Below are 13,533 nucleotides of genomic sequence, written 5' to 3'. Positions count from 1 at the left end.
TGAATGGGTGAATCAACGATGGATGTTCGGGAGCTGCGCAATTGCTTCGGGCGGTTTGCGACGGGTGTGACGGTCGTGACGTGTGCGCATGAGCAAGGGAAACATGGCTTGACGGCGAATTCCTTCACATCGGTCTCGCTGGATCCGCCGCTTGTGCTTGTGTCGGTGGATCGCAGGACGAAAGCGTTACCCTATATGAAGGATAATCATTTCACGGTCAATATTTTACGGGAGAGCCAGCAGGATACGGCGATGCATTTTGCCGGCAGGCCTCAAGATCCCGTACCGTTCGAATGGGATGGCACGCGGATTAAAGGTTCCCTCGCTTATTTGGATTGTGAACCGTGGGCGGAGTATGATGGCGGCGACCATGTCCTGTTTGTCGGGAAAGTGGTTCGGTTTGAGTATGAAGATGGGGACCCGCTCGCCTTTTATAGCGGGAAGTTCACGAAAGTGGCACCGCAACAATAATGGGAATGGCTAGTTTTCAGGTGGCAATATCCGCCGGGAGCTAGCCGTTTTTTTAATTATTGAACTGGCGTGGAACCAGTCATTTTATTCACTTCGGCATTTTTCCCGTGAGACAGGCATACGTATAGGTGTAATGGGACAAGGAGGAGTGAATTCATGCCAGTTGAACAGGAAAAGAAGACGGTATTGCCTTTAACGGGCAAGGAGTATTTAGAAAGCTTGAAGGATGGGCGGGAAATTTGGCTGCATGGCGAGAAGGTGAAGGATGTGACGACGCATCCGGCTTTCCGGAATGCTGCGAGGTCGATCGCACGGCTGTATGATGCGCTGCATGACGAGAAGACGAAGGAAGTTCTGACAGTCGAGACGGATACGGGGAATGGCGGCTTCACGCAGAAGTATTTCCGCGTGGACAAGAGTGCGCAGGACTTGTTGGAGTCGAGGGACGCGATTGCGCAATGGGCACGACTGACGTACGGCCAAATGGGAAGATCCCCGGATTACAAGGCGGCATTCCTCGCAACACTCGGGGCGGACCCTGATTACTACGGGAAGTACGCGGACAATGCGCGCCGGTGGTACAAAGAGGCGCAGGAGCGGAATTGGTTCTTTAACCATGCGATCATCAATCCGCCGGTGGACAGGCATAAGCCGCTCGACGCGGTTGCCGACATTTTTGTCCGGGCTATCGGGGAGACGGAGCAAGGGGTCATCGTCAGCGGGGCGAAGATGGTCGCGACCGGCTCTGCGTTGACGAATTATAATTTCGTCGCCCATTACGGCGCTGCTCCGATCACGAAGGAGGAGTTCGCACTCGTTTTCGTGGCGTCGATGGATACGCCGGGTGTGAAGCTTGTCAGCCGTGCATCGTATGAAATGAATGCCGCCGTCATGGGAAGTCCGTTCGACTACCCATTAAGCAGCCGGTTCGATGAAAACGACTCGGTCCTCATTTTCGACAACGCGCTCATCCCTTGGGAGAACATCATCATCTACAAAGACGTGGAGAAAGCGAACAGCTTTTTCGCGGACAGCGGCTTCCTGCATAGATTCACGTTCCACGGTGTAACGAGGCTCGCGGTCAAGCTTGACTTCGTTTCGGGTTTATTGCTGAAAGCGGTCAAGATGAACGGTTCAGACCAATTCCGAGGCGTCCAAGTGAATGTCGGCGAGGTGCTTGCCTGGAAGAACATGTTCTGGGCACTGAGCGACGCGATGGCGTTGAACCCGGATGAAGGACGGAATGGGACGAAGCTTCCGAATTTGAATTACGGGCTCGCCTACAGGATGTTCATGTCCGAAGGGTGGCCGAGAGTGAAAGAAATTATCGAGAACGTCGTGGCGGGAAGCCTGATTGCGCAGCCGTCAAGCTCAAGGGACTTCCAAAATCCTGAACTGCGTCCGCTGCTGGATAAACTATATCGCGGTTCATACGGCGTAGGGGCGGAAGAAAAAATCAAGCTCATCAAATTGCTGTGGGATGCCATCGGGACGGAATATGGCGGCAGGCATGAACTGTATGAGCGCAATTACTCCGGCAACCATGAAAACATCCGGCTCGAAAACTTGGTTGTCGCCAATATGAGCGGGCAGGCGGACCAATTTGAGAAGTTCGCCGAAGAATGTTTGGGCGACTACGACTTGAACGGGTGGACGAATGACACGTGGATCAACCCGGATGATGTGAGCTATTTCAAAGAATGACAAAACGACAATACAAAGTTGAACTGGAAGGACGTTATTTGCAAATCGTCGATTACCCCGGCGAAAAGGGGACGATCATTGCGCTTCACGGTCTTACCGGGACACATAAGAACATGCTTCATTATGCGCAAAGCTTGCAGGGCGACTATCGAGTCATCGCCTGTGATTTACGGGGGAGGGGCGACAGTTCGGAGATGGGTGACGTCCCCTCCATCTTCTCCCATGCCGAGGACATAAAGGAATTGATGGCGGTTATGGGAATAAAAAACCCGATATTGCTCGGCCATTCAATGGGTGCCTTCATTTCCGCAATTGTAGCAAGCGAATTGCCGTCAGTGAAGGGTCTCGTCTTGCTTGACGGCGCCGCGCGGATGTCGGGTCGCCAGCATGATATTGTCAAACCGTCGCTCGGGAGGCTCCGGAAGACGTATGAATCGAAACGGGCGTATATCGAGGAGCTTCGCCAGCTATACAAACGGCTTGGCATCAAATGGACCGACGCCGTACAGGAAATTGTGGAGTATGAAATCCACGGGACAGGCAACGGATGGATGCACAAGTCTGCGAATGAAAATATCGAAGACGACTTTGCCAGCTTTGACTTTTTCAATCCGATTGAAGTGATGGGAAAAATAGCTTGTAAGACTTTGCTCATTCAAGCTGACGGTGGAATCGGACAATTTCCGCCATTCTTCACGGACGCGGATTACGTAGAAACGAAAAAACATACTTCGAAACTGACGACGTTCAATTCGGATAGCAATCATTACACGATGGTTTTCGAGAAACAGGAAGATATTCTAGATGAAATCCGGAAGTTCTTGGATGGGGTGATCTTGGATGAGTAGCGGATTGGACTATTTCAAGGAAGTGTATGGCGCTGTTCCAGGTTGGGTCGAAAAAATGCATGTCTATCGGCCGGATGCGCTTGATCATTACACTAACTTGCGCAGCGCCATCATGGGGGAAGGGCTTTTATCCGGCAAAGAAAAGGACCTCCTTCTCGTCGGAATCAATGCAGCGAGATGCTACGAGCGCAGCATGGTCTATCATACGAAAGGTGCAATCGGCGGGGGCGCCACAATTCCGGAGCTGATTGAATACTTGCTTATTGCGTACCGCCATGGCGGGCTCATGGCGCTGCAAACTGGCATTCAATCTGTGAAGTATGCACTTTCATTAAAAGGGTTGCCGGAGGGACAGATGCCCTACGGTGTTTGTAACGAGCATGTGTTAAGTTATTTTCTCTCCATCTTAGAGGAAGAGGATGCATGGTTTGTATCAAACATATTGAAGGCGCCGGAGGAACTACAGGACGACTTGCTATTGGTAAGCGGAGTCGTCAGTGCGAAAATGAAATCCCTGCTGATGGTAGGCATCAATAGTACCGCTCTCCGAGGAATGGAAGCGGGGCAATGGATGGAGCGCGCGCGATCAACCGGGTCGACCGAAGGGGAATTGGCTGAAGTCGCTCTCCTCTGCTTGTTGACGGCGGGAATTCCGGCGTGGTTCGAGGCGAGCGACTCCTTGAGGGAAGGGGGCGGTTACCATAGCCATCGTTTATGAACGGGTTGAAAATGCCCTTTCTACAATCAAAAGCGGGATGACGATCATGGTAGGGGGATTCGGACTCGTCGGTGCGCCGCTTACATTAATTGAAGGTCTGACGGGGAAAGACGTCGATGGGCTGACAATCATCAGCAATAATCTCGGTGAAGCGGGGGAAGGACTTGGCGTTCTGCTTCGTCAAAGGAAAATCCAAAAAGCGATCGGGTCCTATTTTACGAGCAACCGGGAAGTTGGAGAAGCGTTTCAGCGCGGGGAAATCGATCTGCAGCTTCTGCCCCAAGGGACGTTGGCGGAAGCGATGCGTGCGGGTGGCGCGGGAATCGGCGGTTTCTATACTAGGACCGGGGTCGGAACGGAGCTCGCGCAGGGGAAAGAAATAAGGGAAATCAACGGGGAGCCGTATGTTTTCGAACAGGCATTGAAAGCGGATGTCGCGATTATCCGCGCGCATAAGGCGGACACGCTAGGCAATCTCATCTATTACAAGACCGCCCGGAATTTTAACCCGGTCATGGCGACCGCAGCGGATCTCGTCATTGCCGAGGTGGATGAAATTGTGGCAGCCGGAGAGCTGTCTGCGGAAGAAATCGTCACACCCCATCTATTCGTCGACAGGCTTATCGTTGCGAAGAAAATCCTGACGAAGGAAGGTGTCATCCATCGAAAACGGTGTGCAAGAGTTGATTGCGAGGCGTGCTGCCAGTGAACTGAAAGGCCCTTCTGTCGTGAACTTGGGCATCGGCATCCCGACACTCGTCGCGAAGTACGTTGAAGATGAACTCATCCACTTTCATACGGAAAACGGTTTGTTAGGTGTGACTGAAGTGGAGGAAGAGGATCCGAACTTAGTGAACGCAGGGAAATTGCCGGTCGGCGAACGGGTAGGTGCTTCGTTTTTCAGTAGTGCGGAATCGTTCGGGATGATCCGCGGCGGGCATATCGATGTTGCGATCCTCGGCGCCCTGCAAGTCGATGAAACCGGTCGCATCGCCAACTGGGCCATCCCGGGGAAGAGCATTATCGGAGTCGGCGGCGCGATGGACTTGCTTGTCGGGGCCAAGAAAGTGATCGTGACGACTTCCCATTTAACGAAAGACGGGAATAGCAAACTGATGAAGACATGCACATTCCCGCTCACATCAACCCGCAGCGTCGATATGATCATTACGGAGTTGGCTGTGTTCACCGTCGTGAATGAACAGCTGATCCTGACGGAGCTCATGCCGGGCGCAACACTCGAGCAAGTGAGGGAAAGTACGGAGGCCGATTTTGTCGAGGGAGGGTTTAGCTCATGAACATCCATACACTCGATGTCCTCATTGTCGACCTTCCGACGATCCGGCCGCATCAGCTTGCGATGCATACGATTGTCATGCAGACGATCATCCTCGTCCGGGTGACCGGGGAGGGCGGGCTGGAAGGCTGGGGAGAGGTTGCGACGATAGGCGGCGCTTCGTATTGTGCGGAAACGCCGGAAGCGATCAAAATGAATATCGAAAAGTATATAAAGCCTCTCGTCATCGGGCGTAATGCAGCCCATTTCGATGCGATTTCGCATATCGTCAATCAGCATGTCGTCGGCAACACGTTTGCGAAGGCGGCGGTTGAAGCGGCGGTCGTCGAGCTTGCGGCGAAGGAAAAGGGAATCCCTGTCCATGAATTGTTCGGCGGGCAAATCCATACTTCTTTGCCTGTCGCTTGGACGCTCGCGAGCGGGGAGACGCGAAGGGATATTGAAGAGGCGAAGGAATGTTTACATGTGAAACGGCATAATATTTTCAAGTTGAAAATCGGCATGGGCGATCCGCAACGGAATGTCGCCCATGTGTTGAAGATAAAAGAAGCTGTCGGTGATGCGGCGAGTGTCCGGGTCGATGTTAATCAAGCGTGGGAGGAGACGACAGCGATGTATTGCATCGAAGCGCTGGAGGATGGCGGCATTGATTTGATTGAACAGCCGCTTCCTGCTTGGAATAAAGAAGGAATGGCTCGCCTGACGACAAGGTTCAAAGTGCCGATTATGGCTGATGAGTCGTTAAGTTCATTGGAAGAGGTATATCAAGTGGCGAAGACTCGTGCGGGGAATGTGTTTTCCATCAAGCCCGCAAACGTTGGAGGCCTTACCGCGACGAAAAAGGTGGCGGCAATTGCGGAATCGGCAGGCATTTCGCTTTACGGCGGAACGATGATCGAATCGTCGCTCGGCACAGCCATTTCCGCGCATCTCTATTCGACAATCCCTGTAATGAAGTACGGAACAGAGCTTTTCGGCCCGCTTTTATTCACGGATACGATTACAACTAATGCGATTGTGTATGAAGATTTTCAATTGATTGTCCCGAGCGGCCCTGGCTATGGCATGGAGATGGACGTAGAAAAGATCTTCCATTACGCAAGGGAATACTAATAAAACACATAGTGAAAGGATGAAGAGATGAATCAAAAAGTGGTGGATGTTTACAATGGAATGGTCGTTAAATTTAAGGAATTAATTCGGGAGCATGAGCTCGATCATAATGACTACCAGGCGCTCGTTAATTGGGCGGACGAACTTGGACGTGCTGGTGAAATCCCGCTTTTCATGGATGTGTTCTTCGAAACGCACGCTCTTCAGGAAATGTATAAAAATGTGGAGGGGACAGAGCCTACAATCCTCGGGCCGTTCTATCTTGAAAACGCGACTGAAATCGAAAATCCGGGCGTCATGCCGAAGCGCGAAGATGAGAAGGGCGATGTGTTTTTCTTTAGCGGAACCGTCACGGACGTAGACGGCAACCCGCTGGCAAATACGAAAGTGGACATTTGGCAGGCAGATGCGAACGGTGAGTACTCAGGATTTGCGGAAGGGATTCCGGCAGAAAACTTGCGCGCGGTGCTGTTCACGGACGAAAATGGAAAGTTCGAAGTGCAGACGGTTGTACCGGGCGACTACTCGATTCCAACTGGCGGCCCGACAGGCAAATTCCTGACGTGGATCGACTCCCATCCATTCCGACCGGCACATCTCCATTTCCTATTCAAGCCGCAAAACGGTGACCCGCTCATCTCCCAAGTGTTCTTCGAAGGGAATCAATACTTGGACAACGATGTCGCGAATGGTGTTCGGGGAACGCTTATTACGAAATTGGAGAAGCATGAAGGAGCTGACAAGGGACTGGCAGCGGATTACTACACAGCCCAGTTGGATTTCAAGCTGCGCTTACAGGATAAGCCTGTTTATAGTTGATAGATTGGATGGGGATGCACACAGCGAGGGTGGCTGTGTGCATTGTTTTTTTGTCGGGACTATAGTCACGAAACAAGCAAAACGAGCCCAAACTCGAGCATAACTCCCTCCAACTCGAGCAAAAACCCGCCGAAGTCGAGCATAACATGCCTAAACTCGAGCAAAATCCAACCGAATTCGAGCAAAACTATCATCGAGCGTCTATGATGATTTGTGAAGGGCATCTGGCGCGAATTGGCATGTTGATAATAACGATGTGTGGCCGCGATTATGGTTGCGCGGAATCATACTTTTTACAACTAGATGCGCTTATCGCGCCAAATGCCTTTGACAACCTAAGAATAGCCCTTATTTTGGCGAGCAATTATGCGAATGGTGATAAACACTGTCTAAGCGGTGATAAAGTGCTGATGAGCGGTGATAAACTCACCACGAACGGTAATAAAGTGCCGCCAAGCGGTGATAAATGAGGGTGGAGTGATAATAACCAATTTTTACACCCGCCTTCATTGCTCTTTTTATCATTTCGAGCGCGAGGTATTATCCGAAGTTGTGTCGAAGTAGAATGGTAACGAATGAAGAGGGGGCACTTGTATGAAATTCATCATTCATTTCACAACAGGTAAAGCATGGAAAACAGGAAAGCCACATTGGGAGCAAGGGCTTGTTCCACATCGGGAGTATGTGAGGGAAGCATTGGCGCAAGGGATTTTGATTGCAGGCGGACCGTTTATGAATCATACGGGCGGATTGATCATACTTGAAGTGGATAGCTTGAAAGAAGCCCAACAGTTTGCTAACAATAACCCTGCTGTGATTGAGGAGAAATTTGAAGCGACAATCTACCCGTGGGAGCCATTGGAGGGCATTTTTAATAAATAGTCAGATTTTTATTGACATTCAGCTATTCTATTTGTTATGTTTTATTTATAACCAAATGGTTATATGACTTGGAGGCATAGACATGACGGATATTTATCGGGCAATTGCAGATCCGACACGAAGAAAAATACTAACATTATTGTCTAGGAATGAATATACGCAGTCCGAATTGGTCGATCAATTTACCATTTCACAGCCTGCCTTGAAGAAGCACCTTTCGATTTTAGTCGAAGAGGATTTGATAGCGGAGAGGAAAGATGGGAGGTATTGTGTTTACAGGTTAAAAAGGGACAATTTCAAGGACCAGTATAAAAAGCTTCAACAGGAAATCGGAAGCGTTTTGGACAATAAGTTGAAGAAGTTGAAAACGTATTTGGAGGGAGAAAGCGATGGAGAAAGTCATTGATTCAGTGAAAAGGGAGATTTATGTAAAAGCCTCTCCTGAAAAGGTATGGAAAGCGCTGACGATTCCTGAAGAACGGAATCGCTGGGAAACGAGGCATTGCGAGCTGGATATCCGTGTTGGGGGAACGGTTAGCCTCGATTATGGCTGGGGGGTCAGCTATGTCGGTACAATTGTCGAACTTGAGGAACATCGGAAGCTTGTCCTTGAAGGGGAAGACAAGGAACTGACTACTTGGACGATCACACCGCAAGATGGTGGATCCGTTGTGGCGATTGAATATACGGGCATATGGTCGGGTGATTTTGAAATGATGCAAGCGGATAATATGGCGTTCGGCACGTATCAGTTCATGAGGAACTTGAAAAGTATTTATGAAGAAAAGGAAGATTTGCGTCCACGCTTTTGGAGAAGCTGGATTGGTGTGCTTCATCGGACAAATCCAAGCGGCATTCCTGGAGCAAAAGTAGTCAAAATCCAGGCGAATACCCCTGCAGATGGATTAATTGAAGTTGGTGATGTTATAACTCATGTCAACAGCTTCGAAACTCTCGCTTATGACAATTTGGAAATCATCGTTTCAGAAACAGAGCCTAACAAAATGATCAAGCTGAAAGTATTGAGGGATGGCCAACATCTGGAGGTAGATCTGATGACTGTTCCGTATGGTCAGACGGTGCAGTAATGGAAGTCATTTGAAAGGGCGTGCCAAGTGGATAAGCTACAAGCGGTTTTTATCGACCGAGATGGAACATTAGGCGGAACTGGACACTTCATTCACCCGAGAGATTTCACTCCTTATCCTTTTAGCAAAGAAGCTCTTCAACTATTGAAAGAAAACGGAATCAAGACATTCGCCTGTACGAACCAGCACAGAATCAGCAAAGGCGAGGCGAGCATCAAAGACTTTTTCGATGAATTCTTGGATTTTGGATTTGATGATGCATTCATCTGCCCGCACGGCTCCTCGGAAAGATGCGAATGCCATAAACCAAGTCCAGGCCTACTTCGGGAAGCCGCGAAAAAACATGGATTAGATCTATCAAAAACCGCGCTTATCGGAGATGTCGGGTCAACGGATATGTTAGCAGCGCATGCAGTCGGTGCGAAGAAAATTCTAGTTTTGACCGGGTGGGGTGAAAGTTCATTAACTCAATATCGGGCTAAATGGGCTGGCACAGAGCCGGATTATATTGCTGAAAATCTGTTGGATGCTGTGATATGGCTTTTGAATAAGGGGAATATGAAAAACGCCTAGGCATAGGCGTTTTTGTGTGAAATATTGTTAATGATATCGAAACCAGACAAACCATCCCTTTTCTTTACTTTTAGCTAAAAATATTTGCCCTTGGGATAAGTCAGCTCCTGGTGCTTTAGGGAAATTCAGACGTACAAGCCATGATCTTTCAGCAATCTCTTTACCACAAAAGGTTTTTGCCATTCCAAAATAATCTTCTTCATTTTTATAACCAACTGTCTTGGGAAAAGGTTTGGCGGTTACTACATTCCACTCAGTATACATTCCAGGATATTCGTCTAAACCCGTTCCATAAATTTCTGGTATTAGAGTATTTAACGCTTCAATTACCTCTTTTCTATCCTTGATTGATGTTTGCATTAAGTCGCTTAACACAGGACATTCATTTGGCTGTGCGTATCCTTGGGTTGAATGAATAAACAAAAATGAAATAGTGATAATTGATGTAATTAATATTTTCATATGACAAAACCACCTCGATGTTATCATTCCCAACTAAAAGAAAAAAATCAGTTATTGGTCGGAAAATTTAAGTTGGGAGGTTCATTGTATACTTTTGCTCCTTTTAGCAACGCTAACAGTGTAGAGGAGGTAATGATACAATGACTAAGAAACTTTACCAATTGATACTTGTTATCGTTATTTTACTTTCGAATAAAGGAATTTCTGCAGCCGAGCAAAATTCACCGCCTTCTTTCGATGAGTTATATAAAGAATTCGGATATATATCCATTGAAGAGGCAGTTAAAGAATTTGAAAACCATTTCCACTGTAAGGTGGAGTTGCCCGAAAGGACGCCACCGATTTCATTCACTCATCAATTCGGAAGGTTTTATGAAGATAAACGCTACAAGTTGAATGACAATCTTAGAATTATGTTTGTAAATGAAGACCAGAGAAGAAACATGTTCACAATTGATATTCGGCCAGCTCATAATAAATTTATAATCGATGGCAAAGAGTATGTGCTTCAATATGGTGGTAAAGGCCTCTATATTGAATCCCATAACGTTCATTTTTATGTTTTCGAAAAAAACAACTTGCAATACTTGTTAAGCGTTCCATTAAAGGCATCTGTCGTGGAGATGCCCGACAAGCTGGCGCGGATTGCTGATTCTGTAAAAGGAATTGAAGGGGAAAATGAATGTACAATTTATTGAATGCTGAACGTTAAGGGGTTTTCTTTGGAATAAAAAACGTTGGAGCATAATTCACATTTTCAAGCCAAATCTGCTCTTGTCCATCTAACGTATTTTTCACCCATACATCACCATTATCTTGTCCCTCCGTCTTCCGCAACCAAGTAAGGTAAGGTCCGACAACTTGAGGATTTTCATCAATTTCATTCTTCCCTGGAAATGTGATTTGTTTTTGTTCTCCTGTTCTTATGTTTATGGAATAAAGTGATGTGAACATAGTCGGGACAGGTCCCTCTTTCCACTCCAAGTTCTCTAACGCACGTGCCACAATTACCGAATCCTTTGAGTACCATTCTAAATCGAGGTCTACAAATCCTTTAGGGGTGTATTCTTTTTGTTCTTTAAGTATCGGGATTTCAGCAATCGTCGTTTTCTTGTTTTCGACAAAAAATCTTCCTTCACCGGATATATAAGCTAGTTCATTGGCGGAAGGGGACCACTTAAACCAGTCTTTAAATCCTAACATTTTCCCCACTGCTTGAAATCGTTTTCCTTGTGATGATAAAACACTTAATGTATTACTGTCCATCGACCAAGAAGCGGTAGGAATCACTAAAAAGCTAACCCACTTTCCGTCAGAACTCCACTTGAAATAATCGGCATCAACCCCAAACAAGTCGGGAATTTCAGTTTGAATCGTATAAAAAGGCTTCATTTTATCCTTTTCAAGATGTGCATCTACCGGAATTCTATAAAGTGGGATAGGGCTCCATCCAGTAGGGAGCAGGTTAGACGATGCGGAAACAATAAATTCCTTGCCGTTCGGAAACCATTCAAAGCCACTCACGCCTAAAGAAACATTTGTAAATCCAGACGGTCGGCCGTTCTTCATTTTTGTCACCTTTAATAGACCGTGATCCGTGTACGCTATCTGATTTTTATCTGGAGCCCATTTAAAGTCCGACGTGGCAGAATTAATATAGTTCTGGTAACTTTCTTTTTCCTTCATATCGTAAATGAATAAATCCGATTTCTCCCCCTTTTCATCGCCATCAATATAGCCAATGAAGCGACCGTCATAGGACCATTTCGGAGCATATACATAACGGTCCTTTGTAAGTTGTATTTCTTGACCATCTTTTTTGATCCACAACTGATGATCACGGATAAATGCAGCTGTTAACGGGGCTTCTGCACTTGCGATTGACGAAAAATGAAAACAAATGAGAGTGAGTAGTAATAAAATCCGCGTTATCAACGTCAATCCCTCCTAAAAGTTGTAAGTCTTATTTTACCCACATTGCTAACAGCTATCCTTAATAAAAATAGGCGCAAATCCATGTATGGATATGCGCCAGTTATCTTTAATTCTTCTTCAATCTACTCTTCCTTCTATGATGAATAAACAGAAGAGCTACTAGTATAAGTATTGGAATGAGTATAGAAAAGTCAATGCTGAAGCCAAAATCGCCTTGAGACAAGGTGCTTTTCAATGATTCCGTTTTACTTAACCCTAATTTTTCCGCTAGCTCGGCTTTTGCTTTTTCAGTTAGTTCATCTTGCATTTCAATCTCTCCCATAGATAGAATCCATTGTGCTTTAGGGACTATTAAATTTAGAAAAAGTTATTTTATGGCGAATTTAAGAATTCGAATGAGCAGTTTTCATCTTCTTATACTGCTTTGCAATATCAAAAAATGTAATCAAAAGAACAATCCATAGGAAAGGGTTGGACAGTGATATTCCTACCTGTGATTCGCCGCCGAGTAAGGTGAATCCTATAATTAAAAGCAATAAATAAGATGTGAGCATTACTTGCCACAGCAGATCGGATTTCGGAAAAGAATCTTCTTGAAAACGATTAATAAAGAAGCCGGCAAACAAGAAAGTCAGAATTAGCCCAAGAAAAAGTGGTTTTGGTAGTTGAAAGAACCCGTTCAATTCCGGAAAAAAATCATAAGCCATTAACAAAGTAGTGGAAAGAAGAATGACCCCAGAAAGTATCCAATTCTTATGTTTCATTTTAATCTCCTCCTCTTAGTCCCCTTACCTTATTTCTAAATGCGCTATACAACCATCTGGCCCATTTGTTGAAAACTATGCAGCGTCAACCACACGTTAATGCGGCTACCCTTACTTTCCGCACTTAATAATCAAAGTAGTAGGCATCAACTTCGCTTTCTCATACGAATACCACCTATTCGCATGTCTTTCCCGGTCTTCCTCCGTCAATGAAACATCCTCAATGACCTTCTCAATTTCAAACCCGCATTCAATCAACATATTGATATATGTACTCACTTTATACTGCTGCATGATCGCAGGAGCGTGCCAAGCTTCGTGATCATAAGCACCTTCTTCTTGATATGGTTTATTGAAATGAAGAACTTTATCCACCAAGGTTGCACGGCTGTGCAATGGATGCTCCCAGCTGAAAACGAAAATGCCGCCTGGCTTCAAATAGTCGTGGACATTTGTGAGCGTCTGTCGTAAATCGGTCGTCCAACCTAACGCATAAATGGAATAGACGATATCAAAATATGCTAGAGGCAGCCCGGGGTTTTCCTCCATTGGCGATTCGAATAAATGAATTGGTGCTTTGCTATCCTTTAGCAATTCCTTCGCCGTTTCAATCTGTGTCTTTGAAAGGTCCACTCCCCATAGTTCCGTGGCACCCCGAGAATCCATATATTGCAAGGAATGTCCGCTGCCGCAACCGATATCCAACACCTTCAAACCAGCCACATCGCCAAGTAAATTCAAATCCTCTTCCCGGGGCGCAAGCGGCCCGTACTCAGGCAACGGATTCCGCCCGAAGAACCGCGGCGCCACATCATCCCAGCTTTTTTTGTTTAACAATAGTGAATCATTTCCCATGTTC

Annotated in this window: 19 protein-coding genes; 14 read left to right on the top strand and 5 right to left on the bottom strand. The window is 46.7% G+C overall.

From position 1 onward, the window contains the following. Positions 1 to 3 precede the first annotated feature (3 nt). The 13 genes from M3191_RS02905 to M3191_RS02845 all read left to right on the top strand — a co-directional run bounded on the left by M3191_RS02905 (position 4) and on the right by M3191_RS02845 (position 9,513). Positions 4 to 471 (top strand): flavin reductase family protein, encoded by a 468-nt coding sequence (locus M3191_RS02905; RefSeq protein WP_353056499.1) that lies wholly within the window; start codon positions 4 to 6, stop codon positions 469 to 471. A 156-nt stretch (positions 472 to 627) separates the two neighbouring features. Further along, positions 628 to 2,175: a 4-hydroxyphenylacetate 3-hydroxylase family protein gene (locus M3191_RS02900; protein WP_251697936.1), complete on the top strand. Its 1,548-nt coding sequence runs from the start codon at positions 628 to 630 to the stop codon at positions 2,173 to 2,175. Further along, on the top strand, positions 2,172 to 3,023 hold the full coding sequence (locus M3191_RS02895) for an alpha/beta fold hydrolase (protein ID WP_251697935.1): 852 nt from the start codon (positions 2,172 to 2,174) through the stop codon (positions 3,021 to 3,023). Before M3191_RS02900 ends, M3191_RS02895 begins: the two co-directional genes overlap by 4 nt. Continuing rightward, a complete protein-coding gene (locus tag M3191_RS02890) occupies positions 3,016 to 3,741 on the top strand; it encodes a carboxymuconolactone decarboxylase family protein (RefSeq protein WP_251697934.1) in 726 nt (241 codons plus the stop codon). The genes M3191_RS02895 and M3191_RS02890 overlap by 8 nt, the downstream gene beginning before the upstream one ends. Beyond that, positions 3,731 to 4,450: a CoA transferase subunit A gene (locus tag M3191_RS02885; RefSeq protein ID WP_435368133.1), complete on the top strand. Its 720-nt coding sequence runs from the start codon at positions 3,731 to 3,733 to the stop codon at positions 4,448 to 4,450. Before M3191_RS02890 ends, M3191_RS02885 begins: the two co-directional genes overlap by 11 nt. After that, positions 4,404 to 5,039, top strand: coding sequence for a 3-oxoacid CoA-transferase subunit B (locus tag M3191_RS02880; RefSeq protein ID WP_435368132.1), 636 nt, complete (start codon positions 4,404 to 4,406; stop codon positions 5,037 to 5,039). The genes M3191_RS02885 and M3191_RS02880 overlap by 47 nt, the downstream gene beginning before the upstream one ends. Then, positions 5,036 to 6,151: a muconate/chloromuconate family cycloisomerase gene (locus M3191_RS02875; RefSeq protein WP_251697931.1), complete on the top strand. Its 1,116-nt coding sequence runs from the start codon at positions 5,036 to 5,038 to the stop codon at positions 6,149 to 6,151. The genes M3191_RS02880 and M3191_RS02875 overlap by 4 nt, the downstream gene beginning before the upstream one ends. Before the next feature lie 27 nt (positions 6,152 to 6,178). Then, entirely contained in the window at positions 6,179 to 6,970 is a 792-nt protein-coding gene (locus M3191_RS02870) for a dioxygenase (protein WP_251697930.1), read from the top strand. 146 nt (positions 6,971 to 7,116) lie between these two features. Next, positions 7,117 to 7,440, top strand: coding sequence for a hypothetical protein (locus M3191_RS02865; RefSeq protein WP_251697929.1), 324 nt, complete (start codon positions 7,117 to 7,119; stop codon positions 7,438 to 7,440). Positions 7,441 to 7,564: 124 nt separating this feature from the next. Continuing rightward, positions 7,565 to 7,852, top strand: a complete 288-nt coding sequence (locus tag M3191_RS02860) for a YciI family protein (protein WP_251697928.1) — start codon at positions 7,565 to 7,567, stop codon at positions 7,850 to 7,852. A gap of 82 nt (positions 7,853 to 7,934) precedes the next feature. Continuing rightward, positions 7,935 to 8,258: an ArsR/SmtB family transcription factor gene (locus tag M3191_RS02855; RefSeq protein ID WP_251697927.1), complete on the top strand. Its 324-nt coding sequence runs from the start codon at positions 7,935 to 7,937 to the stop codon at positions 8,256 to 8,258. Continuing rightward, on the top strand, positions 8,242 to 8,940 hold the full coding sequence (locus tag M3191_RS02850; protein ID WP_251697926.1) for an SRPBCC domain-containing protein: 699 nt from the start codon (positions 8,242 to 8,244) through the stop codon (positions 8,938 to 8,940). Before M3191_RS02855 ends, M3191_RS02850 begins: the two co-directional genes overlap by 17 nt. Positions 8,941 to 8,967: 27 nt before the next feature. Then, positions 8,968 to 9,513, top strand: a complete 546-nt coding sequence (locus M3191_RS02845) for an HAD-IIIA family hydrolase (protein ID WP_251697925.1) — start codon at positions 8,968 to 8,970, stop codon at positions 9,511 to 9,513. Positions 9,514 to 9,540: 27 nt separating this feature from the next. Here M3191_RS02845 and M3191_RS02840 read toward each other — a convergent pair whose 3' ends face one another. Beyond that, the gene (locus M3191_RS02840; RefSeq protein ID WP_251697924.1) at positions 9,541 to 9,975 is read right to left on the bottom strand and encodes a hypothetical protein; all 435 of its coding nucleotides are present in this window, start codon (positions 9,973 to 9,975) and stop codon (positions 9,541 to 9,543) included. A gap of 140 nt (positions 9,976 to 10,115) precedes the next feature. Here M3191_RS02840 and M3191_RS02835 point away from each other — a divergent pair, with 140 nt between their 5' ends. After that, positions 10,116 to 10,673, top strand: coding sequence for a carbon monoxide dehydrogenase (locus M3191_RS02835; RefSeq protein ID WP_251697923.1), 558 nt, complete (start codon positions 10,116 to 10,118; stop codon positions 10,671 to 10,673). Positions 10,674 to 10,683: 10 nt separating this feature from the next. On the opposite strand, the gene M3191_RS02830 is transcribed toward M3191_RS02835, so the two are convergent. From M3191_RS02830 to M3191_RS02815, 4 genes are all read right to left on the bottom strand, one after another. Beyond that, a complete protein-coding gene (locus M3191_RS02830; RefSeq protein WP_251697922.1) occupies positions 10,684 to 11,910 on the bottom strand; it encodes a translocation protein TolB in 1,227 nt (408 codons plus the stop codon). A 106-nt stretch (positions 11,911 to 12,016) separates the two neighbouring features. Beyond that, a complete protein-coding gene (locus M3191_RS02825; protein ID WP_251697921.1) occupies positions 12,017 to 12,217 on the bottom strand; it encodes a hypothetical protein in 201 nt (66 codons plus the stop codon). 76 nt (positions 12,218 to 12,293) lie between these two features. Beyond that, positions 12,294 to 12,674, bottom strand: coding sequence for a hypothetical protein (locus M3191_RS02820; RefSeq protein WP_251697920.1), 381 nt, complete (start codon positions 12,672 to 12,674; stop codon positions 12,294 to 12,296). A gap of 111 nt (positions 12,675 to 12,785) precedes the next feature. Beyond that, the gene (locus tag M3191_RS02815; protein WP_251697919.1) at positions 12,786 to 13,529 is read right to left on the bottom strand and encodes a class I SAM-dependent methyltransferase; all 744 of its coding nucleotides are present in this window, start codon (positions 13,527 to 13,529) and stop codon (positions 12,786 to 12,788) included. Positions 13,530 to 13,533: the final 4 nt, after the last annotated feature.

It is taken from the genome of Sporosarcina luteola, assembly GCF_023715535.1.
Lineage (GTDB): Bacteria > Bacillota > Bacilli > Bacillales_A > Planococcaceae > Sporosarcina > Sporosarcina luteola_B.
The sequence above is the reverse complement of the archived record's forward strand: the minus strand, read 5'-3'. Positions and strand labels throughout refer to the sequence as shown.

Excerpts from the sequence above, each read along its gene's own strand:
- M3191_RS02905 (WP_353056499.1), top strand. The coding sequence starts at position 4 with ATGGGTGAATCAACGATGGATGTTCGGGAGCTGCGCAATTGCTTCGGG.
- M3191_RS02900 (WP_251697936.1), top strand. The coding sequence starts at position 628 with ATGCCAGTTGAACAGGAAAAGAAGACGGTATTGCCTTTAACGGGCAAG.
- M3191_RS02895 (WP_251697935.1), top strand. The coding sequence starts at position 2,172 with ATGACAAAACGACAATACAAAGTTGAACTGGAAGGACGTTATTTGCAA.
- M3191_RS02890 (WP_251697934.1), top strand. The coding sequence starts at position 3,016 with ATGAGTAGCGGATTGGACTATTTCAAGGAAGTGTATGGCGCTGTTCCA.
- M3191_RS02875 (WP_251697931.1), top strand. The coding sequence starts at position 5,036 with ATGAACATCCATACACTCGATGTCCTCATTGTCGACCTTCCGACGATC.
- M3191_RS02870 (WP_251697930.1), top strand. The coding sequence starts at position 6,179 with ATGAATCAAAAAGTGGTGGATGTTTACAATGGAATGGTCGTTAAATTT.
- M3191_RS02865 (WP_251697929.1), top strand. The coding sequence starts at position 7,117 with ATGCCTAAACTCGAGCAAAATCCAACCGAATTCGAGCAAAACTATCAT.
- M3191_RS02860 (WP_251697928.1), top strand. The coding sequence starts at position 7,565 with ATGAAATTCATCATTCATTTCACAACAGGTAAAGCATGGAAAACAGGA.
- M3191_RS02855 (WP_251697927.1), top strand. The coding sequence starts at position 7,935 with ATGACGGATATTTATCGGGCAATTGCAGATCCGACACGAAGAAAAATA.
- M3191_RS02850 (WP_251697926.1), top strand. The coding sequence starts at position 8,242 with ATGGAGAAAGTCATTGATTCAGTGAAAAGGGAGATTTATGTAAAAGCC.
- M3191_RS02840 (WP_251697924.1), bottom strand. The coding sequence starts at position 9,975 with ATGAAAATATTAATTACATCAATTATCACTATTTCATTTTTGTTTATT.
- M3191_RS02835 (WP_251697923.1), top strand. The coding sequence starts at position 10,116 with ATGACTAAGAAACTTTACCAATTGATACTTGTTATCGTTATTTTACTT.
- M3191_RS02825 (WP_251697921.1), bottom strand. The coding sequence starts at position 12,217 with ATGCAAGATGAACTAACTGAAAAAGCAAAAGCCGAGCTAGCGGAAAAA.
- M3191_RS02820 (WP_251697920.1), bottom strand. The coding sequence starts at position 12,674 with ATGAAACATAAGAATTGGATACTTTCTGGGGTCATTCTTCTTTCCACT.
- M3191_RS02815 (WP_251697919.1), bottom strand. The coding sequence starts at position 13,529 with ATGGGAAATGATTCACTATTGTTAAACAAAAAAAGCTGGGATGATGTG.